Source organism: Pseudomonas spelaei (genome assembly GCF_009724245.1).
Taxonomy (GTDB): domain Bacteria; phylum Pseudomonadota; class Gammaproteobacteria; order Pseudomonadales; family Pseudomonadaceae; genus Aquipseudomonas; species Aquipseudomonas spelaei.
The window spans coordinates 1-22696 of sequence record NZ_WNNK01000021.1 but is presented as its reverse complement, the minus strand read 5'-3'; the positions used below and the strand labels follow the sequence as shown (position 1 = coordinate 22696).

23 protein-coding genes are annotated in these 22696 nt (G+C 60.0%); 8 read left to right on the top strand and 15 right to left on the bottom strand.

The window, feature by feature from the left end; all coding sequences use genetic code 11:
* Positions 1–7 precede the first annotated feature (7 nt).
* The 5 genes from GNF76_RS21980 to GNF76_RS21960 all read right to left on the bottom strand — a co-directional run bounded on the left by GNF76_RS21980 (position 8) and on the right by GNF76_RS21960 (position 5625).
* Positions 8–859 (bottom strand): CAP domain-containing protein, encoded by an 852-nt coding sequence (locus GNF76_RS21980; protein WP_155585183.1) that lies wholly within the window; start codon positions 857–859, stop codon positions 8–10.
* 80 nt (positions 860–939) lie between these two features.
* Complete coding sequence (locus tag GNF76_RS21975; protein ID WP_155585182.1) at positions 940–2265, bottom strand: MFS transporter; 1326 nt, start codon at positions 2263–2265, stop codon at positions 940–942.
* A gap of 59 nt (positions 2266–2324) precedes the next feature.
* Positions 2325–3518, bottom strand: coding sequence for an L-2-hydroxyglutarate oxidase (gene lhgO, locus GNF76_RS21970; protein WP_155585181.1), 1194 nt, complete (start codon positions 3516–3518; stop codon positions 2325–2327).
* A gap of 112 nt (positions 3519–3630) precedes the next feature.
* Complete coding sequence (locus GNF76_RS21965; protein ID WP_155585180.1) at positions 3631–4341, bottom strand: FadR/GntR family transcriptional regulator; 711 nt, start codon at positions 4339–4341, stop codon at positions 3631–3633.
* A 54-nt stretch (positions 4342–4395) separates the two neighbouring features.
* Positions 4396–5625, bottom strand: a complete 1230-nt coding sequence (locus GNF76_RS21960; protein ID WP_155585179.1) for an MFS transporter — start codon at positions 5623–5625, stop codon at positions 4396–4398.
* A 285-nt stretch (positions 5626–5910) separates the two neighbouring features.
* On the opposite strand from GNF76_RS21960, the gene GNF76_RS21955 reads away from it, so the two are divergent.
* Together GNF76_RS21955 and GNF76_RS21950 are read left to right on the top strand one after the other, a co-directional pair.
* Positions 5911–6837, top strand: coding sequence for a LysR family transcriptional regulator (locus GNF76_RS21955; RefSeq protein ID WP_155585178.1), 927 nt, complete (start codon positions 5911–5913; stop codon positions 6835–6837).
* A gap of 51 nt (positions 6838–6888) precedes the next feature.
* A complete protein-coding gene (locus GNF76_RS21950) occupies positions 6889–7569 on the top strand; it encodes a GNAT family N-acetyltransferase (RefSeq protein WP_155585177.1) in 681 nt (226 codons plus the stop codon).
* A 165-nt stretch (positions 7570–7734) separates the two neighbouring features.
* Here the strand turns inward: GNF76_RS21950 and GNF76_RS21945 are convergent, their stop codons facing one another.
* Together GNF76_RS21945 and GNF76_RS21940 are read right to left on the bottom strand one after the other, a co-directional pair.
* A complete protein-coding gene (locus GNF76_RS21945; RefSeq protein WP_155585176.1) occupies positions 7735–8328 on the bottom strand; it encodes a hypothetical protein in 594 nt (197 codons plus the stop codon).
* 303 nt (positions 8329–8631) lie between these two features.
* A complete protein-coding gene (locus GNF76_RS21940) occupies positions 8632–9243 on the bottom strand; it encodes a TetR/AcrR family transcriptional regulator (protein ID WP_155585175.1) in 612 nt (203 codons plus the stop codon).
* 65 nt (positions 9244–9308) lie between these two features.
* On the opposite strand from GNF76_RS21940, the gene GNF76_RS21935 reads away from it, so the two are divergent.
* Complete coding sequence (locus GNF76_RS21935; protein WP_155585174.1) at positions 9309–9923, top strand: NAD(P)H-dependent oxidoreductase; 615 nt, start codon at positions 9309–9311, stop codon at positions 9921–9923.
* A 7-nt stretch (positions 9924–9930) separates the two neighbouring features.
* Here GNF76_RS21935 and GNF76_RS21930 read toward each other — a convergent pair whose 3' ends face one another.
* Both GNF76_RS21930 and aroA read right to left on the bottom strand, forming a co-directional pair.
* Positions 9931–10320, bottom strand: coding sequence for a hypothetical protein (locus GNF76_RS21930; protein WP_155585173.1), 390 nt, complete (start codon positions 10318–10320; stop codon positions 9931–9933).
* A gap of 32 nt (positions 10321–10352) precedes the next feature.
* Entirely contained in the window at positions 10353–11609 is a 1257-nt protein-coding gene (aroA, locus tag GNF76_RS21925) for a 3-phosphoshikimate 1-carboxyvinyltransferase (RefSeq protein WP_155585172.1), read from the bottom strand.
* A gap of 212 nt (positions 11610–11821) precedes the next feature.
* On the opposite strand from aroA, the gene GNF76_RS21920 reads away from it, so the two are divergent.
* Both GNF76_RS21920 and GNF76_RS21915 read left to right on the top strand, forming a co-directional pair.
* Positions 11822–12175, top strand: a complete 354-nt coding sequence (locus GNF76_RS21920) for a DUF1428 domain-containing protein (protein ID WP_155585171.1) — start codon at positions 11822–11824, stop codon at positions 12173–12175.
* A 225-nt stretch (positions 12176–12400) separates the two neighbouring features.
* Positions 12401–13030, top strand: a complete 630-nt coding sequence (locus GNF76_RS21915) for a lytic polysaccharide monooxygenase auxiliary activity family 9 protein (protein WP_155585170.1) — start codon at positions 12401–12403, stop codon at positions 13028–13030.
* 60 nt (positions 13031–13090) lie between these two features.
* Here GNF76_RS21915 and GNF76_RS21910 read toward each other — a convergent pair whose 3' ends face one another.
* A complete protein-coding gene (locus GNF76_RS21910; protein ID WP_155585169.1) occupies positions 13091–13645 on the bottom strand; it encodes a UPF0149 family protein in 555 nt (184 codons plus the stop codon).
* Between the two features lie 42 nt (positions 13646–13687).
* Entirely contained in the window at positions 13688–14995 is a 1308-nt protein-coding gene (locus GNF76_RS21905; RefSeq protein WP_155585168.1) for a chloride channel protein, read from the bottom strand.
* Positions 14996–15143: 148 nt separating this feature from the next.
* On the opposite strand from GNF76_RS21905, the gene GNF76_RS21900 reads away from it, so the two are divergent.
* Complete coding sequence (locus GNF76_RS21900) at positions 15144–15914, top strand: class I SAM-dependent methyltransferase (RefSeq protein WP_155585167.1); 771 nt, start codon at positions 15144–15146, stop codon at positions 15912–15914.
* 91 nt (positions 15915–16005) lie between these two features.
* Entirely contained in the window at positions 16006–16791 is a 786-nt protein-coding gene (locus GNF76_RS21895) for a sulfite exporter TauE/SafE family protein (protein WP_155585166.1), read from the top strand.
* Between the two features lie 129 nt (positions 16792–16920).
* Here GNF76_RS21895 and pcsA read toward each other — a convergent pair whose 3' ends face one another.
* Complete coding sequence (gene pcsA / locus GNF76_RS21890) at positions 16921–17637, bottom strand: phosphatidylcholine synthase (RefSeq protein WP_178123482.1); 717 nt, start codon at positions 17635–17637, stop codon at positions 16921–16923.
* A 155-nt stretch (positions 17638–17792) separates the two neighbouring features.
* Positions 17793–18731, bottom strand: a complete 939-nt coding sequence (locus GNF76_RS21885; RefSeq protein WP_155585164.1) for a class I SAM-dependent methyltransferase — start codon at positions 18729–18731, stop codon at positions 17793–17795.
* A gap of 191 nt (positions 18732–18922) precedes the next feature.
* Here GNF76_RS21885 and mdeB point away from each other — a divergent pair, with 191 nt between their 5' ends.
* Positions 18923–21601: an alpha-ketoglutarate dehydrogenase gene (gene mdeB / locus GNF76_RS21880; RefSeq protein WP_155585163.1), complete on the top strand. Its 2679-nt coding sequence runs from the start codon at positions 18923–18925 to the stop codon at positions 21599–21601.
* Positions 21602–21722: 121 nt separating this feature from the next.
* On the opposite strand, the gene GNF76_RS21875 is transcribed toward mdeB, so the two are convergent.
* Together GNF76_RS21875 and GNF76_RS21870 are read right to left on the bottom strand one after the other, a co-directional pair.
* Positions 21723–22211 (bottom strand): DUF1289 domain-containing protein, encoded by a 489-nt coding sequence (locus GNF76_RS21875; RefSeq protein ID WP_155585162.1) that lies wholly within the window; start codon positions 22209–22211, stop codon positions 21723–21725.
* A gap of 52 nt (positions 22212–22263) precedes the next feature.
* A partial coding sequence (locus GNF76_RS21870) for a ribonucleotide-diphosphate reductase subunit beta (protein WP_178123136.1) occupies positions 22264–22696 on the bottom strand: 433 nt, incomplete at its 5' end.

Sequence of the window (22696 nt, the reverse complement as noted above, 5' to 3'; positions counted from 1 at the left end):
CAGGTCGCTATTGCGTGCCAAACATGCCCGTCCAATAAATCCCTGCGTCGCTCTTCGGGTCCATCGCATAGGCCGCGCCCATGTCGTGAAACTGCGGGTTCATCAAGTTGGCGCAATGCCCGGGGCTGGCGAGCCAGCCGTCGACCACCTTGCGCGGTGTGTCCAGGCCGGCGGCAATGTTTTCGCCGATCTGCTGGGCTATATAGCCTGCCAGTTCAGCCCGGTCACCCGGAGTACGGCCATCGTGATCCAGATGATCGAAGAAGTTGCCGTTGGCCATTTTCTGCGAGTGGCCGGCGGCGGCAGTGGCGAGTGTGTCGTTCCAGGCCAGGGGTGTGGTCGCGGCAAAAGACTGGTTGCCACACTGGCGCGCTTGTCCGCGGGCGGCGTTGATCATCGCCAGGACCTGTTTGCCTTCGGTTGGTGATTCGCCCAGGCCGCTGGTGAGCAATGGGCGGGCCAGGACAATGCGCCAGTCCTGGCCATTGCTGCTGACGCCGATATCGACGAACTGCGGGTCCAGTACCACGCGGCAAAAACTTTCTTTCACGGCTTTCATGGCCGCCTCGGCATTTTTGGGGCCGGACAGGCTGATGGCCTGGACATTCACCATCGGGTAGGCGGCCCGCGCCAACGACTGCTGCAGGTCGCCGACACTGTTGACCGGCAGCACCAGTCGCGCATCGGTGGTCAGCGGCGGCAACTCCTGGGAGCCCTGGTCGCCACAGCGTTGCACCTGGTTGCGGTATTGGTTGATCGAGTCCACTAATTGGCTTTCTTCGCTCGCCGACGCCGTGATGCAAAACACCATACTGGCGGCCAGCGTCGTAAGCCCCATCATCAATGACAGAACGCGCATGGACGTTTCCCTTGAGCTTGAAAGTGCCCATGATGCGCGATGAAGGGGCATCCATGCACCCGTTGACCGATTTTTTTCGGTCAGTTCTTGAATGCCGAGTGTTTGCGACCCTGGTCGCACAGGGCGAAAACCACCACCAGCAATGCCGCAATGGCCAGGATGATCACCACCCCATCCGTGGCATGGGTTGGCGAGGCGGCCACCAGCGACAAAGCACCTAATGGCGCCAGGCCACCGGCGATGGCGGTGCCGATTTCGCGCCCGGTACCAAAGCCCGAGGAGCGGGTTTGGGTCGGGAACTGGCGGCTCAGGAACGAACCCTGAGGCGCAAACATCATCGGTGCGAGGAGACCGGTGCCCACACCAATGGCGAGGTAGATCATCAGGCTTTCGCCTGTATTGAGCAGCGCCAGGAACGGATAGGCGAACAGCAGCGAGCACACGCCACCGAGCACCAGTACTTTTTTACTGCTCCATTTGTCGCACAGCCAACCGAAGCACGGCACGGCCACAATCGCGATCAGGCTGGCAATGGTCACCGACAGTGAGGTGACGTGCACATCGACGCCTTTGAACTGAGTCAGGTAGGCCAGGGAAAAGGTCTTGAAGATATAACTCAGGGCGTTGTAGCCAATGGCCACAAAGAACACCACGGCCAAACCCTTCAGGTCGTTCTTGAACAGGGCTTTGAGTGGCGAAGCCTTGGCCTTGGCGGTTTCCTTGCTCAACTCCTTGAACTCCGGGGTTTCCGGAATGCTGTTGCGCACCCACAGACCAACACCCACCAGGGCGATGCTGCAGATGAACGGAATACGCCAGCCGCCCGCCAGCATGAAATCGTTGCCATTGATGGTCAGCAGGTACACGGTCAGGGAAGACAGCAACAGCCCCAGGTTCAGTCCCAGCGCCGGCCAGGCGCCCTGGCTGCCACGCTTGCTTTCCGAGGCGTGCTCATAGGAAGTGACTGCGGCACCGGACAACTCGGCCCCGGCGCCCAGCCCCTGGATGATCCTGATAAACACCAGAATGATCGGCGCCCAGATGCCGATGGAGGCGTAGCTGGGGATCAAGCCGATCAGGGTGGTGCACACGCCCATCATGCAGAAGGTCAGCACCAGCACTTGTTTGCGGCCGAACTTGTCCCCCAGGTAACCAAACAGAATCCCGCCGAACGGGCGGGCGATAAAGCCGATGGCAAAGGTGGAGAAGGCCATCAGCGTGGCGGTTTTCGGGTCGCTGTTATCAAAGAAAATCTTCGAGAACACGATCGCCGCCATGGTGGCGTACAGGTAAAAGTCGTACCACTCCAGCATCGAACCAAAGATGGTGGCGGCGGCGACTTTACGCAGGCGCTTTTTGGTTTGTGCAGGGGTTTCCGGGACAGAGGTATGGGGTGTTGCCGTCATTCTGTACTTCCTTCTGAGTCATTATATTTATTGTCGAAGTGATGCGTGTTGCGGGGCCTTCAGTCGGGCTTGAACATGCGGTCGGCGATCATCGCGCCGATGGGAATCGCCGAGGTGGCGGCGGGTGAGGGGGCATTGCAGACGTGGAGCATGCGCGGCGTCTGGGCGAACAGAAAGTCGTGCACCAGGGTGCCATCGCGCATCACCGCCTGGGCACGGATGCCGGCTTCATAGGGCAGCAAATCTTCGATATTCAGCGATGGGCAGTACTTGCGGCATTGCTCCAGATAGCCGGACTTGAACAGCGAGTTCTTCATCTCGACGCTGCCGGATCCGAGGTTCTGCCAAAGGGTTCTCCAGAAACCCGGGAAGCTGGCGTACTGCGCCACGTCGCGCCAGTTGATGGAAAACTTGCGATAGTTCTCCCGTCCAAGGCCCAGCACCGCGTTGGGGCCGACGGTGACGCTGCCATCGATCATCCGCGTCAGGTGTACGCCGAGGAACGGCAGTTCAGGATCCGGGATCGGGTAGATCAGGTGATTGACGATGTGGTTTTTCGACGCGGGCAGACGGAAGTATTCGCCGCGAAACGGGATGATCTGGTGGTCGATCTTGACTCCGGCCATTTTCGCCAGCCGATCCGACTGAAGACCGGCACACACCACCAGATGCCTGGCTTGCCAGGCTTCACCGCAGGTACTGATGGTGACTTTGTCGGTGTCTTCCTGGATCGCGGTGACGGTGCGTTCCACGCAGATTTCGCCACCACGGCGGCGAATGACCCGGGCCATGGTTTCGCAGACTTCGCGGTAATCGACAATGCCGGTGGCGTCGAGAAACAGCCCGCCGAGACCCACAATGTTGGGCTCACGCTGGCGCAGTTGATCGGCGTCCAGGCGTTCAACCTTCAGGTCATTCAACTGCGAGCGGGCATACAGCGCTTCCATCCGCTGCATTTCCAGCGGGGTAGAGGCCACCAGCAGCTTGCCGCACACCTCGAACTTGATCCCGTGTTCGCGGCAGAACTGTTGGGTGGCCTCGGCGCCGCGCTTGCACAGGTCGGCCTTGAGGCTACCGGGGGCGTAATAGATGCCGGCATGGATCACGCCGCTGTTGTGGCCGGTTTGATGCTTGGCCAGCGTGGCTTCTTTCTCCAGGATCACCAGGGACGCGGTGGGTTGGCGCTTGAGCAGCTCCATCGCGGTGGCCAGGCCGACGATGCCGCCGCCGATGATGCAAAAGTCATAAATCATGCTTGAAGGTACCTAGGGTTTGCACATTTCAGTCTGCTTATCAGGTTGTCAGACTAATGTTTTTGTTAAAAAAATGGCGTGCCCGAGGCACGCTTCAAAAAGCTTGGATCGTTCAGTTCGTGGCAGGCAGCTCAAGTTGCAGGCGCTTGGCGGCAGCGCGCAGGTGAGCTTCGGCACTCGCCGCTGCACCTTGGGCATCGCCGTCGGCGATGGCCTGGTAGAGCGCCTGGTGTTCCTGGGTAGCGTCGGCCGAGCCGCTGGCAAAACGTGATGCCGAATTTTCCCAGGCGGTTTTGCGGGCAGTGGCCAATTGGCTTCTGAGGAAGTCATGGAAGGCCACGAAGTAGTCGTTCTTGCTGGCTTCGGCGATGGCGCGGTGAAACTCGACATCGGCCAGCGCGGCGGCATCGAGGTCGGCGCGCTTATCGTGCATTTCCTGTAGCGCCTGCTTCATGCGTTGCAGGTCGCCGGCATCGCGGCGCCGGGCGGCAATGGAGGCGGCCTGGGTTTCGATCCACAGGCGCACTTCAAACATTTGCGCCAGGTCCGGGCGGTGCCCGTCTTTTTCCGGGAAGCGAAACACCGTGCCGGCAGGGGTCTTGGAAATGAAGGAGCCGAGGCCACGCTTGGCCGTCAGCACGCCATCGGCCTTGAGTTGGGCGATGGCCTCGCGCACTACCGAACGGCTGACGTTCAACTGTTCAGCCAACTGTTGTTCGGTGGGTAGACGAGCTTCGGGCGCCAGTTGGCCGGAATCGATTTCTGCGCGAATGGCGCTGACAACGCGCACGACGAGCGAATCAGGGCGCTGGAGCTCAAGCATGGTAAAACCTTAGTAGTCAGGTTGTCAGACAATAGAGGTTACAGTTTTGCCTTGTCAAGAGATGTCTGGAAGCTGTGCGGCGGCAGGGCGGCTTCGCCAGGCGCAGAGCAGCGCCAGGGTGATCAATCCCAGGGCGACCACAAAGGTGGTGCGCATGCCGTTGCTGATCGCCTCGGGCGAGGCCACCGCGAGGTCACCCGAGACGAAGGCAAACACCGCACCCAACGCCGATGCGCCGGTGATCAGCCCCAGGTTGCGCGACAGATTCAGCAAGCCGGCGATCGCCCCACGCCGGTCCGTCGCTACATCGTTCATCACTGAGGTGTTATTGGCCGCCTGGAATTGGGCGTAGCCGAGGGTGAGGAGGATGAGAGGGCCGATATACCCGACAACGCCCCAGTACGACGGCATCAGCGACAACAACAGGCAGCCGGTGACCATGGCCATCAGCCCGATGACGGTCATGGTATGGCCGCCGAAACGGTCGGTCAGACGGCCCGCGGGTACCCCCGCCAGCGCAGAAACGCAGGGGCCCACCGCCATCGCAAGGCCCATCCACGTAGGGGCAAGCCCCACGCCACGAGCCAGGTAAAACGGCCCGACCACCAGCGTCGCCATCATGACTGCAGAGACCAGTGCGGTCATGGTTAGCCCGGCCCTGAGGGGCGGATTGCGTAACGTCGACAGCCAATTGAAGCCGGTGTGCGTCGACGTTTGCTGATTGCCCTCACGGGGCAGATAGCGGCGGGCGAGGACGAAGGCCAGCGCACCCAGGGGCACGGTGACGAAGAACAGCGCCTGCCAACCAAACCCGACGATCAACACCCCTCCCACGCTCGGCCCCAATGCGGTGCCGATGGCCGACATCGTGCCCAGTAACCCCATGGTGCGGCCGGCTCGATCCTTGGACACCGTTTCGCCGACCAGGGCCATGGTCATCGCCATCATGATCGCCGCACCCAGCCCTTGCAGGGCGCGAGCGGCGACCAGCAGCCCGAGTGACGGTGCTATCGCGCAAAGCGCAGACGCCAGGGTGAACAGCAACAACCCGGCCTGTAACAGACGGCTGCGTCCTACGATATCTCCCAGGCGCCCGACACTGACGATCACGGCGGTGATCGCCAGCAAGTAGGCAAGGACGATCCACTGCACCGCTTGAAACGATGCATCAAAAGCTTGGGCGAGGCTCGGCAGGCCAACGTTGGCGATGCTGGTGCCCAGGGAGGCCAGCAACATGGACAGCGACAGGCCGGCGAGGGCACCACGGGAGGCAGGGGCGTTCATCGGGAGTTCCTTGTTCTGATGGGTATCAGAAATCTACGCCGTCACCTAACATGGCGGAAGGCGCAGCATTTGCACTTTATACGTGCACCTGGCGCCCTATATTGCTCAAGCAGAAATACCCCCTCTGTGGCGAGGGGGCTTGCCCTAATGCCGTTCAGTTAAGGAATGGAGATCCGGCAACCGAAGCAACTCCCACAGTTGATCTTTGTAGTCTTGAGCAGTGCGTTCGCTTGACTGAACGGCATTAGGGCTTGTCCCCCGTTGCCACATAAAGGGGGAAAAGCCATGTCGACACCCGACTTCAACTTGCTGGTCACACTGGATGTATTGCTCGCCGAAGGCAGCGTCGCCCGTGCGGCCCAGCGTTTGCGCCTGAGCCCGTCGGCAATGAGCCGTTCCCTGGCGCGGCTGCGTGAAACCACCGGCGACCCGTTGCTGGTACGCGCCGGCCGTGGCCTGGTACCGACCCCGCGAGCCCTTGAGTTACGCGATCAGGTCAGTCAATTGGTGCAGGACGCCGAAGCGGTATTACGTCCTGCACAATCCCTTGATCTGACGCAGTTGGTCCGCACCTTCACCTTGCGCACCAGCGACGGTTTTGTCGAAAGCTTCGGCCCGGCGCTGCTCGCCCTGGTCGCCGAACAAGCGCCGGGCGTGCGCCTGCGCTTTATGCACAAACCTGACAAGTTCAGTACGCCGTTGCGTGACGGCAGTGTCGACCTGGAAACCGGTGTCGTCGACAGCAGCGCCAGTCCCGAGGTGCTGACCCAGGCACTGTTCCGCGACCGCTTTATCGGTGTGGTGCGCCGGGGCCACCCGTTGAGTGAGGGCGAGGTCACGCCGCAACGCTTTGCGGCGGGCAAGCATATCTACGTGTCTCGACGCGGGTATGACCGAGGGCAGATTCATGAAGCGCTGGCAGCGCTCAACCTGACGCGTGAAGTGGTGACCATCGTCGCCGGTTTTTCCACCGCGCTGTCCCTGGCCTGCAACACCGACCTGATCGCCAGCGTGCCGCAGCGGCACACCGCCAACCTGCACAGTGACTTGTACTGTTTCGCGCTGCCATTTGCGCTGCCGGAATTCACCATTTCGATGCTCTGGCATCCGCGGTTGGACGCGGATCTGGGCCATCGCTGGTTGCGGGGGTGTTTGCGCGAGGTGTGCGCTGATGGCGTAGGCAATATGAGCGCTGATGTGCGACGGTCTTAAGCTCACACGGTACAATCCGCCCAGCCTTGACGCGAAATACCAGGAATTTGAATGTTCAGCCTTACCCACTACGAAACCCCATGCCCCGAGCCGATCAACAGCCAGATCTTGCAGATGGTGGTCGACTACCTGACCGACATCAGCATGGTCGCGATCCCGCCGAGCAATCTGTTGTACAACGTCTATCAATACGCGATCGGCTATGAGGTGCACCTGTATCTGGAAGCAGTCGGCGGGTCGAAAGGGATTGCCGTCGAGTTGATCGTTGCGATGGATGAGCAGGATCCGGGCAAGGTCTTGGGCTTTTTGTTGTACTTGCCGGTCAAGGACGATCCAGAGGCGTGTGGCGTGGCGTATATGGCGGTGCGGGCCAGTCACCGGCGCCGGGGTGTAGCGCGGGCGATGATGCAGGACATGCTCGCTCGCTATCCCCATGCCGAGCTGACGTGTGCGGTGGAGAAAGTGCCGGCGTTCGAGTCCCTGGGCTTTCAGGTTCGCGGCGTGCGTGGCACTCAGGTGCTGATGAACACGCGCGACTACAGCACCGATGGCTTGATGGGGTTGCTCGATGTTGCGGCGATCTACAGCTCCCTGGAAGTGCGGCAGATTCACACCTACCTGCTGCAAAAACATGGCAAGCGGGCAATGATTGATGCGGAGAAGCAGCGTGACCGCCACTTTGATCAGATGACCCGCAAGGCCCAGGCGTTTGTGCGTGAACGCCAGGGCTAACCCGGGCATCGCTGGACAAGGGCACTGTTGAGGTGCTCTGACGGCCAGGGTTTACTTGGAAAGGCTGTCAGAGCATTTGCTTAATCGAACTCGACTCGGATTGTCGTTTTATATAGATTTTAGTGATTTTTTAGTTGCCATTTTTAGGGGTTTATTTATCTCGATTTAAACACCCATGAGATTAAGCTTTATACTGATAATGCGCTCCTCCAATGTAAAGTTTTCAGGTGCGGCTTCGTACATCTTGTTCATGACGTCCAGTTCTTTCTGGGTGAGGTCACCCTTGTTTGCCAGGATTTTCAGTAGGTCTTTTGTGTGGCTGTTGAGTTGGGTGTTTTCTTGGCTGTCTTCAGCGGTCAGCAATTTTTTAATTTCATTTTCAATATTTTCAAACTTTGTGTGGGCGAGCTTTTCTTCTGCCGTAATCGGTGGTTTTCCATCGAGCTTGTTATACAGCTGCAGATCCCGTGGTGTAATACTGTCGAGGTTTTTCAGCGCAGAGCTTTGGGTGTTGTCCAGCGAGGTGCGTTTCTTTTGGAGGGGGGGCGTGTGTGGCGCAAGCCCCAAATCCGAGAGCGGAATCTGCATGGCGTCTGGGTGAGTCGAACGTTTGGATGTCCCGGCCGGTGGATTAAAAGAATCTGGCTTATTGTTTAATGACGCCGGCTGATTTGAGTTGCAATTCTCGCATGAGGTATTTTGATGGTGCTCATAAAAACTTGGGCTGAGGCTTCTTGCTGTTGAGAAATTATAGTTCATTCATAACTCCACTAATTGGTTGGGGTGATCGTCGTTTTGAATTGCGCAACGTTGTTTGTTAGTTGCAGGATCTTAGTGGGATGAGGCAGGTGAACGTTCCGCTTGAAAAAGAAGCAGAATATTACGTTGTGGTTTTTTGTGTTTGGGCAATCGGAGTAAGCTGCCGCAAGTGTAGGGGAGATGGAAGTGTGACGGGCGCAAAGTTTCTTGTAATCACAAGGTTGTGCGATCGTCACAGGAAGGAAGTAACTATTTCAGACGTTATCGGTTTACTTGCCCGTCTGCTTTACGTTCTCCGAACGTTCAGTGCTTCAAGCCTGCTCCTCGGTTGACCATTGCCTTGATGGTCTCGAACAGTTCTTCCTGAGCTTCCCAAGGGCTGATTTCACCGCTGGCCGCCGCATGAGACAGCGCCTCGGCCGCCCCCAGCATGGCCCGCAGACTCGCCAGCGTGATGTTGCCTGAGGGCGCGAACGGCGCTAGAACATCACGGCACTTGACCAGGAAAATCATCTCGTATTCGCGCTTGAGGATTTCCAGTTCCGGCGCGCCCGTCAGCGCGGCAATCACCCCCGGTATCTCGCGGCCCTGAAGCAGCACGCAGTCGACATAGGACGAGGCAATCACCCGCGCCCGGCCTTCAAGGCTCGGTTCGCTGGCCTCCAGTGCGGCATCCATCAACGCGTTCTGGCGTTCGTCAAAATCCTTGTATAACGCCGCCAGCAAACCGGCCCGGGTGACGAAGTGGTCGTACACCACCGGTTTGGTGACACCCGCCATTTCGGCTAATCGGCCCAGGGTCAGCGCTTCAGTGCCTTCTTCACGAACCAGTTGCCAGGCCACGTCCAGCAACTGGCGCAGGCGATCCTCCCGGGACAGGCGACGGCGAGGCGTGTGTGTGTCGGTGCTTGACATGCTTATATACCAAAAGTAACTTACTAATCGTAACTTAACTTCAGCTTAGCACCGGAGCATTCGCCATGCATGCACTTATCGTTGTTGCCCATCACGATCCACGTTCATTGACCCACAGCCTGGCCGCGCAAGTCGCGTCAGGTCTTGTCACCCAGGGCCATACCTTTGAGATCGCCGACCTGGCCGCCGAAGGCTTTGATCCACGTTACACCGCCGCCGATCACGCCGTGCACCGTACTCTGGCCACACCACCCGCCGATGTGCGGGTCGAGCAGGCCCGTATCGACCGCGCCGATGCGCTGGTGTTGGTGTATCCGGTTTACTGGTGGTCGATGCCGGCCCTGCTCAAGGGCTGGGTCGACCGGGTATTCACCAATGGCTGGGCGATGGAGTACGACATGCAGACCACAAAACTGATAAAAAAGCTCGGCCACCTGCAGGTGCATCTACTGGGCGTGGGCGGGGCGGATGAAGGCACCTTTGAGCGTCATGGTTATGCCAAGGCCATGAACACGCAGATTGACCACGGGATCTTTGGTTACTGTGGGGCGCAGGTGGTGAGTTCGCAGCTGTTGTTGGCGTCGGAAGTCCGCGAGCCGAAGGGGCATCTGGAAGCGGCGTGGCGTACGGGGCAGGAGCTGTTTGCGGCGCAGAGCCACCGGGTTGCGTTGTCGAGCTAGTCGCGGTTCAACCGTCCCGAAACAAATCATGGGCATCCAGCAACCGATAAGCAATCTCCGGCCGCTTCTCCAACCCCCGGCGAATCGCCGTCGGAATCGCCTGCCGGGTCTTGCGACACAGCCCGGGCAGTTCGTCGATGACAATCTGAATGCCGCGCATGCTTTTGACTTCGGTATGACCGGGGGCAATGTGCACACGGATGCCCAATTGCTGGTACATCAGGTGCTGCATATGCTCCAGGTCCGGCAGGCTCTTCAGGTCTTCCAGACGATCCAGCAGGCGTTTTTCTTCCTGGCGGGTCAGGTGCAGGATGCGCAAGTCTGCGCCCGGGGCGTCCAGCAGTTGTTCGCGCTCGCACACGCAGGCGCCGGGTGGGCAGGGTTGGCGAATCGTCATGAACACTCCCTCCCCATACCGACGCTGATGGCTCAGTAGCTCAGCTTGACGCCCAGGCTACCCAGCATCTTCCAGTACTCAGGATAGGTCTTGCCGACGCAGTCCGGATCCTGAATCTTGATCCCCGACACTTTCAGCCCTGCCAGTGCAAAGCACATGGCGATACGGTGGTCGGCGTGGGTGTCGATCAGTGCGTTGCACGACGTGCCTGCCAGGGCCGGATCGCTGGCCACCAGCAGGTCATCGCCTTCAATGGTCGCCAGGCCCGGACGGATTTCGTTCAGGCCGTCATGCAGCGCCTGGACCCGATCACACTCCTTGACCCGCAGGTTAGCCAGCTCGGTGAAGCGCACCGGCGTGTTGTTGAAGGCCGCCAGCACGGCGAGGGTAGGGATGGCGTCCTGCATCTGCGAACCGACTACCGTGGCCGGCATGTGCGGGAACTCGGCAATCACCGCCTGGGCCTTGGCATCCGGCTGGGTGAAGTCCTGCGGCGCGACGCCCAGGTCGATACTGCCGCCAGTCAGTACTTCGGCAGCCCACAGGTAAGTGGCGGCGGAAGCATCCGGTTCGATCAGGTAGTCATTGGCGGTGTAGCCGGTTGGGGCCACGCGCCAGGTGCTGTCGTCGACCACTTCGATCTGCGCCCCGAAGGCACGCATGCAGTCCAGGGTCAGGTCGACATAACCGCGGGCACCAATGTCCTTGCCGGTCAGCGCCACTTCGATAGGCGCCTCACCACAGGCCGCCAGCATCAGCAGCGCCGAGACGTACTGGCTCGACAGGCCACCGTCGATCTCGAAGCGCTTGGCCTGGACCCGGCCGACGCCATGCACGGTCACGGGCGGGCAGCCGGTTGGGCTTTCAACCTGGATGCCGTTCTGATTCAAGGTCGCGAGCAGCGGGCCGATGGGGCGCTTTTGCATGTAGTCGTCGCCATCGAGGACCACCGTGCCTTGCACCGTGGCCACTGCGGCGGTCAGGAAGCGCATCGCCGTCCCGGCATTGCCGAGGAACAGCGGCTGCGGCGGCAACTGCAATTTGCCCTGGCCCGTGACGACGAAGGTCACGTCGTCCGGCTCATCAATGGTCACACCCATCTGCCGCAAGGCCACCGACATGTGTCGGGTGTCATCGCTTTTCAGCGCACCGCTCAGGCGGCTGGTGCCCTTGGCCAGGGCGGCCAGCAGCAGGGCGCGGTTGGTAATGGATTTGGAGCCGGGGGGCGCTACCTTGCCGTTCAATGGGAAGTTGGGCGGTGTAACGGTCACGGTTTTCTGCGAACTCAAGGTACAAGGCTCCTGATTCAAGGCATGGTGGCGGGGAGTGGCCGGCTGGCGGACACGAATAATCGGCCAAAGACGATGTGCTTGTCGAGCGGGGATCACCACTGGTCGGTGTTTTCCGCAGGGCTGTCGATTCGTTGGCCCATGAAACGACTACACACAGAACGGCCTGTTTCACCCTTGGCTGTTTATCCCTTCCAATCAGGAGAGTGACCATGTCTTACGTCGACGGTTGTGTCATCGCAGTACCCACCGCCAAGCGCGAACAGTTCATCCAGCACGCCAAGGCCGCCGCCGTGGTGTTCAAGGAGCACGGTGCCCTGAAGATCGTCGAGTGCTGGGGGGATGATGTGCCCCAGGGCCAGGTCACTTCGCTGCCCATGGCGGTCAAGCTCAAGGACGATGAAACCGTAGTGTTTTCCTGGATCCTGTGGCCGTCCCGGCAAGTGCGCGACGCCGGAATGCGCAAGGTGATGGAGGATCCGCGGATGAAACCCGAGGTCAATCCGATGCCGTTTGATGGGCAGCGCATGATTTATGGCGGCTTCGAGATGATCCTTGAGAGCTGAAGGCGCCGGTAGATAAGCGGTTGTCTTCGGTACACGTAGCCCTATAGCACATGGGCTGGTAGGACGGGAGGCTGGAATGCTGTAGGAAAATAGCTGGTAGCCAGCAAAGTCGAGGGAAAAGAATTGTGGAGGCAAAAAATACTGGCTGGATGTCCAGTATTTTGTGGGGTAAGTTCGAGCCACTTCCCAAGACGGGGAGTTCTCAAATCTCAAGGAGTGAATGCAATGAACAAACCTCAAACTGAACTCCGACACGGTCGTGTCGTAACCCCTGCCAGCCGTGGTTCGGTGGCTGTCGAACGTGGCCTGCTGGAGAACTGGCAAGTCAATGAGATGGAAGGTGGCAAGAACTTTCCGTCCCTCACCGCCGGGCCGTTTCCTGCGCCCTATGACACCGACGATCAAAGTGTCACACCGCCAGCCGACGGCCATATCCTCAGCGGTGGCAAGACCGATGCCCGTGACTGCATCAACTTTACCGACGAGGAAATGAGCAAGAAGCTCAACACTCCCTTTAGCTGGCCGCTGTTGAATGTCGATGCTGGCCAGGTATTCAAGGTGCAGTGGGCGTACACCGCAGCGCATACAACCCGTGGTTATCGCTGGTTGATCACCAAGGATGGCTGGGATCCCAAGCAACGCATCAGCCGCGCGCAACTGGAAGCCAAGCCGTTCTTCGAGGACTTTTACACCCAGGTGCCGTACTACCAGCATGCGGCCGAACTGAAGGCCAAGGTCGAACACGAGGTGACGTTGCCAAAGGGCAAGAAGGGGCGTCATGTGTTGGTGCTGATGTGGATCGTGGCCAACACCGGCAACGCGTTCTATCAAGCGTTTGATGTGGACTTCAAGTAACCGCTGAGTACGGGTTACTGCACATGAGAAATGTGGGAGCACGCTCCCACATTTTTTTGCTTAGCGTTTGGCCAGCCAATAATAATGCAACGCTCGCGCAGCGGGTTCGATAGCGCTGACCCGTTGCTGATGCAAAGCTACATCCAGGTCCGCCGGCAGTTCGAAATTATCCTGCTCGGCACACCAGGAAATCTTTTCCAGTTGCCCGGCCTGTTCGGCTGGCAGTTCTGGCCAGTTGCCTACGGCAACCCCACGGATATAACCAAAGCACCATTCTTCCGCGAGGGTCAGCGGCAGGTCCTGGTGTTCAGTCTCTTCAAAGCGGGCCTTGAAGCCTTGGGCGTTGGTCGCCAGTTGGGTGGCGATGGCGTTCATATGGCGCACGCTCAGGTCGAGGAAACGTTTGGCTTCCTCAGGGCTTTCCCAGGTCGGATTCTGCCCACCCCAGATGGCCGGGAACCATTCGGCGACGTCTACTTGCGCCGGGCTGGAGACCAGGGCGGTGAAGTAGCCATCCAGTTCAGCCAGGTTCAGCACTGAATGGTCATCGCCGTACTTCAACAGGGTTTCTTCGATGAACTCGAAATCGGCGGGCGCCAGGGGTTGGTTGAGCATGGAATTGTCCTTTGTTCGTCGTGCGCCACTGATCAGGGCGGCCTAAAGCGCGGAGGATGGCGCTTGCAAGGGTTTTAATCCAGCCTCTTTTTGGCTTTTTTCCCACTGCTGGCACAGCTTGCTGACACACACAGAACCCACCACCGCAAGGATGATCGGCACCAGAAAGTCATGGTCGATACGGGTGAATTCCGCCACCAGCACAATCGCGGTCAGCGGCATGCTCATGCTGGCGCCCAGGAACGCCGCTGCGCCAATGATCGCAAAGGCACCCAGCGGTACGCCGGGCCACAGCAGGTTCCACGCCCCGCCGAGGATAATCGCCAGCAAGGCGCCGTTGGCCAGCGCGGGTGTCAACAGGCCGCCTTCGGCCCCGGCCCGCAGGCTGCTCGCGGTGATCAGCACCTTGACCAGCAGGAGTACGGCGGCCAGCCCGATGGTCAGTTCGCTGTCGAAACCCAGTTGCGCCGGGCCTTTGCCATTGCCGAGGATCTGCGGCAGGAAAATCGCCAGGCCACCGATAATCGTGAAGTTGATCAACGACAACACCGGCAGGCGCCAGCCACGGGCGGCGTTGGCCCGTGCTGCGCCGGTCAGGCGTGTGAAACCGTAGGCTGCCAGGCCAAACACCGGGCCGCTGACGATGGCCCAACTGATCAGGCCAGGGTCGAGGGTGAAGTGCGGCACGACATACTGCGCCTCCGTGCCCAGGCCGATCCCGGCTACTGCAGCGCCAATCGCTGATGTCGTCAGGGCAATCACCGCTGCTGGCCAACTAAAGGCACCTACCAGCACCTCCAGAACAAACACCGCACCGCCCAATGGCACGTTGTACACCGCCGCCAGCCCGGCGCCCGCGCCACCGGCGACGATCAAGCGATGCATGTCGGGTGTCAGCCGAGCCCGTTGAGACAGCCAGGTAGCAGCCAGGGCGCCGACTTCCCGGGGCGCCACTTCACGGCCCAGCGGCGAGCCCAGGGCTACGGTGATGATCTGCAAGAGCGCGTGGGCGAGGGTGGTCTTGGGCGGCATGATCGGCGCCTGGCTCGACACGGCTTGTTTGATGCTCACCAGCGGCCGGCCGTAACGATAAATCAGCCACCAGCCCAGGCCCGCCAGCAGGCCGCAGCTCATTAATACGAGCACCCGACGTTCCGGCGACGCAGCGGTAACACCGAGCAGGAAGGTTTCGTGGCTGATCAGGCTGTCGAGGCTGTAGCCGTAGGCCAGGTGTTGAATGCCGTGGAGCAGCAAGGCCAGGAACATCCCGCCGAGGCCGGCGCCGATTCCGGTCAGGATCACCACCAGGGCGAGGATCAACAAGCGTTTAGCGGTGTGGCGAGCAGACATGATTGCAGCCTGTAAAAGAGTCAGCCGATTTTATAGTGGGTGCCCATAAATGCAGGCCCTGTTTGTATGGGGCTTCTGCAAAAGGTCCGCCCATAACATTTTGTTACCTTACACTGTGCCTGCTGCCAACCAAGAGGAGAGATTGACGATGTCCGGTGTTCACAAGTCTGCTCAACAGGGGTTCTCTACCCAGGCCACCACCTACGCCCAGGGCCGCCCGGATTATCCGCGGCAACTGACGGGTTGGTTGACGCAGGCGCTGGCGATCAATGCCCAGTCGACGGTCATCGACCTCGGTGCGGGAACTGGCAAGTTCACCCGTTTGCTCAACACTGTCGCGCCCACCTTGATTGCCGTCGAGCCTGTGGATGCCATGGGCGCCCAGTTGCACAAGCTGCTACCGGATGTCCGCTTGCTGTCTGGCACTGCTGAAGCCATCCCGCTTGAGTCCGCCACCGCCGACGCGTTGGTCTGCGCCCAGGCGTTCCACTGGTTTGCCACAGAGGCCGCGTTGCGTGAAATCCACCGCGTACTGAAGCCCGAAGGCCGCCTTGGGTTGATCTGGAATGTGCGCGACGAGTCGGTGGACTGGGTCGCCGCTATCACCGAAATCATTACCCCTTATGAAGGCGATACCCCGCGCTTTCACACTGGCCAGTGGCGCGAGGCATTCACCGGGCAGTATTTTTCCGATCTTGAAATGACCAGTTTTGCGTATAGCCATGTCGGCAGCCCGCAAGAGGTGATCATGGATCGCTTTCTGTCTGTCAGCTTTATCGCGGCCCTGCCAGCCGCCAAGAAGGCGCGGGTGACCGAACAACTGCAAACCCTGATCCATACCCACCCGGCATTGCAGGGGCGCGACACGGTAGCTTTTCCTTATCAGACCCAGACCTATCGGTGTCAGCGTCTGGCATAAAAGGAATAAAGTCAGATCGTATTGATATAAGTAGTTATAAGAAAAATCGCTATGCTGCGGCCAGAAATTTATAAGGCCGCAGGTAGTTGTAATGGATGTGGGTAATTTTGGTTTCGTGGTGGCTGGCCTGGTTGTGGGTTTTATCGTTGGCATGACTGGCGTAGGTGGGGGCTCCTTGATGACCCCGATCCTGCTGTGGTTTGGTATCAACCCGGCGACGGCCGTGGGTACCGACCTGTTGTATGCGGCCATCACCAAGTCCGGTGGCGTGCTGGTGCACGGCAAGAATAAAAATATCGACTGGAAAATCACCGGCTGGCTGACCCTGGGCAGCGTTCCGGCGGTGTTAGTGACCTTGTGGTTTCTCCAGAACCTGCACACCGACCCCAGCGCCATGAACGCGGTGATCAAGCAGGCACTGGGTGTGGTGCTGTTGCTGACGGCCCTGGCGATTCTGTTCAAGAAAAAATTGTTAGCCTTCGCCCAGCGCCATGCGGGTGATGACTACCACATGAACCCACGCAACCTGAACGGCCTGACGGTTGTCACCGGCGCGATTCTCGGCACCATGGTCGCCCTGACCTCCATCGGTGCAGGCGCCCTGGGCACCGTGGCGTTGTTTATTCTGTATCCGTTCCTGGCCACCCGACGCCTGGTGGGCACGGAAATCGCCCACGCCGTACCGCTGACCCTTGTGGCGGGCCTGGGGCACGCGAGCATGGGCAATATGGACTGGCACTTGCTGGGCTTTCTGCTGATGGGGTCGCTGCCGGGGATCTACGTGGGCAGCCATATGACCGGACGAGTGCCGGACGGGATCCTGCGCCCGTGCCTGGCGGTGATGCTGGCGATGATCGGGTACAAGTTGGCGTTTTGACGCCATTCGGTGTAGCCGCTGTCGAGGCACGAGGCTGCGATGTTTGGTGCGGCATCCCGACGAAGCGCCCCCGGAGGGCGGTCCTGCGGACACGCATCGCAGCCTCGTGCCTGGCAGCGGCTACAGGGGTTACTTGGATTTATCCAGCCACTCCACCGCCGTACGCCAGATACAAATCCCCAGAAAATACGCCGACATCAACAGCCACAGCCCCATGGTCAAGTGGTTGGTGTACGGGTAGTTCATGACCAGCAGCATGCTGCACAGCAACCACACCGTGGTCACTGCGATGTTGATCGGCATGAAGCGCTTGACCCGGAACGGGTGCAAAAACTTCATCGGCGTTACGGTCAGCAGGGCCAGACCGATCACCGTCAACAGCGTCACCCAAGGCGCCGGGGCGATGATGTAGACGCACAGCGCGACGACGTTCCAGGCGGCGGGGAAGCCCTGGAAGTAGTTGTCCTTGCTCTTCATGTTGACGTTGCAGAAACAGAACAACGACGACACCAGGATCACCGATACCGTGAACAAGTGGGTGAAGTCCGGCAGGTCGATATAGCGATAGATAAACAAGGCCGGGATAAACACATACGTCAGGTAGTCGATCACCAGGTCCAGCACCGAGCCGTCAAAGCTCGGCAGTACGGTCTGTACATTGACCCTTCGCGCCAGCGAACCGTCGACGCCATCCACCACCAGTGCCAGGCCCAGCCAGAGCAGGCAAGCCTTGGGTTGGTTCTCGAGCAACGCCAGGGTCGCCAGGAACGCCAGAACCACGCCAGTGGCGGTAAAGCCATGGGCACCCCAGGCTTTGAGTCTGGCTACATGTAGAGTCGATATCACTAAGGCGTTCTCCAGAAGGTAAAACGGGACAGCCGACGGTTGGATGATGCGCCGTCGAATCTGACCAAGGGGTGCATGTATCGACCGGGTGACGGGGGATAAGGTTCACCTTCCCGGCGTAACGATTAGCGTAGCAAGCGTTCGGCGATTCGGCATCAGCCTTGGCGGAACACCAGCGCTTTTAAACCACTTTGAGGGTCGACATCAGGGAATTCCGGCGGGTTTTCCAGGCGCTGCTCAAAGCGTAGGCCAGGGGCTTCGCGGGTCACCCCATCGATGAGGAAGTCTTCGCCAAACGCAGGGTCGTTCATGCACGCCAGCACGGTGCCCTGCGGGCTGAGCAGATCCGGCAGACGACGCAACACCCGCTGATAGTCCTTGGTCAGCAGGAAACTGCCTTTCTGAAAGGAGGGCGGGTCGATGATCACCAGATCGTAAGGGCCGCTGTGGGTGACCTTGGCCCAGGATTTGAACAGGTCGTGGCCCAGGAATGTCACCTTGCTCACGTCATGGCCATTGAGCCGATGATTGTCACGGCCCCGACTCAGGGCGCCACGGGCCATGTCCAGGTTGACCACGTGGTCGGCACCACCTTCGATGGCCGCCACGGAAAACCCACAGGTGTAGGCGAACAGGTTCAACACTCGCAGGCCCTGGGCTTGCTCGCGGACCCAGTGGCGGCCATAGCGCATGTCGAGAAACAGCCCGCTGTTCTGCTTTTTGCCCAGGTCGATCAGGTAGCGCAGGCCGCCTTCGGTGATGATCAACTCGTCGACCGACTCCCCCAGCAACCATTCGGTGGTGCTTTGCGGCAGGTAGCGATGTTGCAGCGCCAGGGTATGGGCGCCGCACTGCTGCCATTCTGATGAGACCGTGACTTGCATCAGCTGTTGTTTCAAGGCCTCGAGCTCGGCCGCTTGGGGTTCCTTGAACAGCGAGACCAGCACCACTCCTTGCAGCCAGTCCACCGTCAGTTGCTCCAGGCCCGGCCAGCAGCGGCCACGACCGTGGAACAGGCGCCGGGTTTCTGCCGGGGCAGTGTGCAGGGCGGTGAGCAAATGAGCGTTAAGGGTGGCGAGTGCGTCTGGGTTCATCGGGCAGCGTCGGTCGTTGAGCGGGCGGCATTTTAAACACAATTACCGGGGTTCAGGGCGTTGAAGCACAACGTGCTTTGAATTTCAGGATTGACAGGGATTTGTGCTCAAAAAGGATCCTGGGTCGGGCGATAACAGTCAAAAAAACCTGAGGCGCCGACATAAACTGGAAAAAAAGCCCGGAGGTGCCCATGAACGGTTTCGCGAGTGCAGTGAGTCAGACAGCGATGGATCAGGAAGAACTGGCCGAATGGCGCGATGCCCTGGAATCGCTGGTGTCCAACGCCGGCGCCGAACGCGCCAGGGAAATCCTCGACATGCTGGCCGCCGTCGGTGGTACACCCGCGATCGGCTGGAAGCCACGCCATGGCACGCCCTATATCAATAGCATTGCCCCGGACCAGCAACCGCGCTTCCCCGGCGACTTGGCCACCGAAGAACGCCTGGCCTGCGTCGTACGCTGGAATGCGCTGGCCATGGTGGTGCGGGCCAACCAGGCCTATGGCGAGCTGGGCGGCCATATCGCCAGCTACGCCAGCGCCGCCGACTTGTTTGAGGTGGGGTTCAATCACTTCTTCCGTGCCCGCAATGACCGCTTTGGTGGCGACCTGGTGTTTTACCAGCCGCATTCCGCTCCAGGCATCTACGCCCGGGCCTTTCTTGAAGGGCGCTTGAGCGAGGCCGACCTGGCCCACTATCGCCAGGAACTCGGCGCCCTCAAGGCTGGCGCCCGCGGCCTGTCCAGTTACCCGCATCCTTGGTTGATGCCGGACTTCTGGCAATTTCCCACCGGCTCCATGGGCATCGGCCCCATCAGCTCGATTTTCCAGGCGCGTTTTATGCGCTACTTGCAGCACCGTAATTTGCTGGACACCACCGATCGGCATGTCTGGGGGGTGTTCGGTGACGGCGAGATGGACGAACCGGAAAGCATGTCGGCCCTGACCCTGGCCGCCCGCGAAGGCCTGGATAACCTGACCTGGGTGGTCAACTGCAACCTGCAGCGGCTCGATGGCCCGGTGCGTGGCAACGGGCGGATTATTGATGAACTGGAAGCGCTGTTTGCCGGGGCCGGCTGGAATGTGATCAAAGTGGTCTGGGGTTCGGACTGGGATGCCTTGCTGGCCAAGGACACGGACGGCAGCCTGGTGCGCACCCTGTCGCAGACGGTGGACGGCCAATTCCAGACCTTTGCCGCCAAGGACGGTGCCTACAACCGTGAGCACTTTTTTGGCCAAAGCGAGGCCCTGGCCAAACTGGTGGAGGGCATGAGTGACGAGCAGATCGACCGTCTCAAGCGCGGCGGCCATGACATGCTGAAAATCCACGCGGCCTATCACGCCGCCCGACAGGTCAAAGGCAAGCCGACGGTGATCCTGGCCCAGACCAAGAAAGGCTTCGGCATGGGCGAAGCAGGGCAGGGCAAGATGACCACCCACCAGCAGAAGAAGCTCGACCGTGAGTCACTGATCGCCTTCCGCAATCGCTTCCAGTTGCCGCTGTCGGATGAGCAGACCGAATCCCTGAGTTTTTACAAACCGGCTGAAGACAGCCTGGAGATGCGGTACCTGCACCAGCGCCGCGCGGACCTGGGCGGTTATGTGCCGAGTCGTAGCCAGCAGGCGCCGCCGGTGAGCGTGCCACCGATGTCCGGCTACGGCGGCTTTGCCACTCAGGCCCAGGGCAAGGAAATGTCCACCACCATGGCCTTCGTGCGGATGCTCAGCAATCTGCTCAAGGACAAGGACCTTGGCCCTCGCATCGTGCCTATCGTTGCCGACGAGGCGCGCACCTTCGGCATGGCCAACCTGTTCAAGCAGATCGGCATTTATTCCAGTGTCGGCCAGCGTTACGAGCCGGAAGACATTGGTTCGATCCTCAGTTATCGCGAGGCCACTGACGGGCAAATACTCGAAGAGGGCATCAGCGAAGCCAGCGCTATCAGTTCCTGGGTCGCGGCGGCCACCAGCTATTCGGTGCATGGCCTGCGCATGCTGCCGTTCTATATCTACTACTCGATGTTCGGATTCCAGCGCGTGGGCGACCTGATCTGGGCCGCCGCCGACCAGCGTGCCCGGGGCTTCCTGCTGGGGGCTACGGCGGGTCGTACCACCCTGGGCGGTGAAGGCTTGCAGCACCAGGATGGCAGCAGTCATCTGACCGCTGCCACCGTGCCCAACTGCCGCGCCTATGATCCGGCGTTTGCGGGTGAGTTCGCGGTCATCCTCGACCACGGCATGCGCCAGATGCTGGAGCACGATGTCGACGAGTTCTACTACGTGACGTTGATGAATGAAAACTACCCGCAGCCGAGTCTGCCGGAGGGTGTCGAGGCGGCGATTATCAAGGGCATGTACCGCCTCAGCGGGCAGGACAAAGCCACGGTGCGTTTGCTCGGCTCCGGCACGTTGGTACGCGAAGCCCAGGCGGCGGCGCAGTTGTTGGCAGATGATTGGCAAGTGACAAGCGAGGTGTTCAGCGTCACCAGTTTCAGTGAGCTGGCCCGCGAGGCGCGAGAGGTGGAGCGCTGGAATCGCCTGCATCCACAACAGCCGGCGCAACGGAGCCACCTGGCTGAGTGTCTGCCCAAGGGCGCGCCGGTGATTGCGGTGTCCGATTACGTGCGGGCGGTGCCGCAGATGATTGGGTCGTACCTGGATTCAAGCTACACGGTACTCGGTGCCGATGGGTTTGGTCGCAGCGACACCCGGGCGGCATTGCGGGACTTCTTCGAGGTGGATCGTTATCACATTGTGCTGGCGGCGCTGACGGCGTTGGTGGAACAGGGCGCTCTGGATCGGCAGGTGTGTCAGCAGGCGATTGAGCGTTATGGGGTGGACACAGAGCGGGGAGCATCCTGGACCTGCTGACTGTGTAGCCGCTGTCGAGGTACGAGGCTGCGATGGGTTGCGCAGCAGCCCCCGACGGTCCTGCGGACACGCATCGCAGCCTCGTGCCTCGGCAGCGGCTACAACGGGTTTATGGTGTTCTTTAAAGCGTGGCTATCAACGGCGGCCCGAATGCTTCGCGCAAAAAAACCGGCGCGATATAGCGCTCGTAATGCGCCTCCGACAGCAGGAAAAACTCCCGGTCAATCGCATCCCGCAGATCCGTCAGCTCCCGCTCACGAAACTCCGGCAGCAAGGCCAAACCATACGCATCCAGCCTGGACATCACCCGCGCGCCCCGGGCGATCAATTGATACGCCCAGCAGTACGGCGACTGGTGAGGCATGAAGCGAATCTTGCGGTCTTCCAGTTGCTGGCGCAGACGCTGAGGATCGAGCACTTCCAGCTTACTGGCCATCACCTGCACCAGCAGTTGTTCAAGGCGCAGCCACACGGCTTGCTTCTCTTCGCTGCTGTAGCCATTCCACTGGATCACTTCATGGTGATACCGCTTGCACCCACGGCAGACCAGATCCCCGTAAACGGTAGAGCACAGGCCGACACAGGGTGTCTTGATGGTTTGATTAGGCATAAAAAAGCATCAGCACATAAAACAAAACGGCCCCTGATGGGGCCGCATGAGATCAATCCCAGCTCAGCGCGCCGCCGGTTTGATACTCGATCACACGAGTCTCAAAGAAGTTTTTCTCTTTCTTCAAGTCCATGATCTCGCTCATCCAAGGGAACGGGTTAGTCGTCCCTGGATACTCTTCCTTCAAGCCAATCTGCGACAGGCGACGATTCGCAATGAACTTGAGGTAATCCTCCATCATCGCCGCATTCATGCCCAACACCCCGCGCGGCATGGTGTCACGCGCGTATTCAATCTCCAGCTGAGTCCCTTGCAGGATCATCTGGGTCGCTTCTTCCTTCATCTCGGCATCCCACAAATGTGGGTTTTCGATTTTGATCTGGTTGATCACGTCGATACCGAAGTTCAGGTGCATCGACTCATCCCGCAGGATGTACTGGAACTGCTCGGCCACGCCGGTCATTTTGTTGCGACGGCCCATGGAC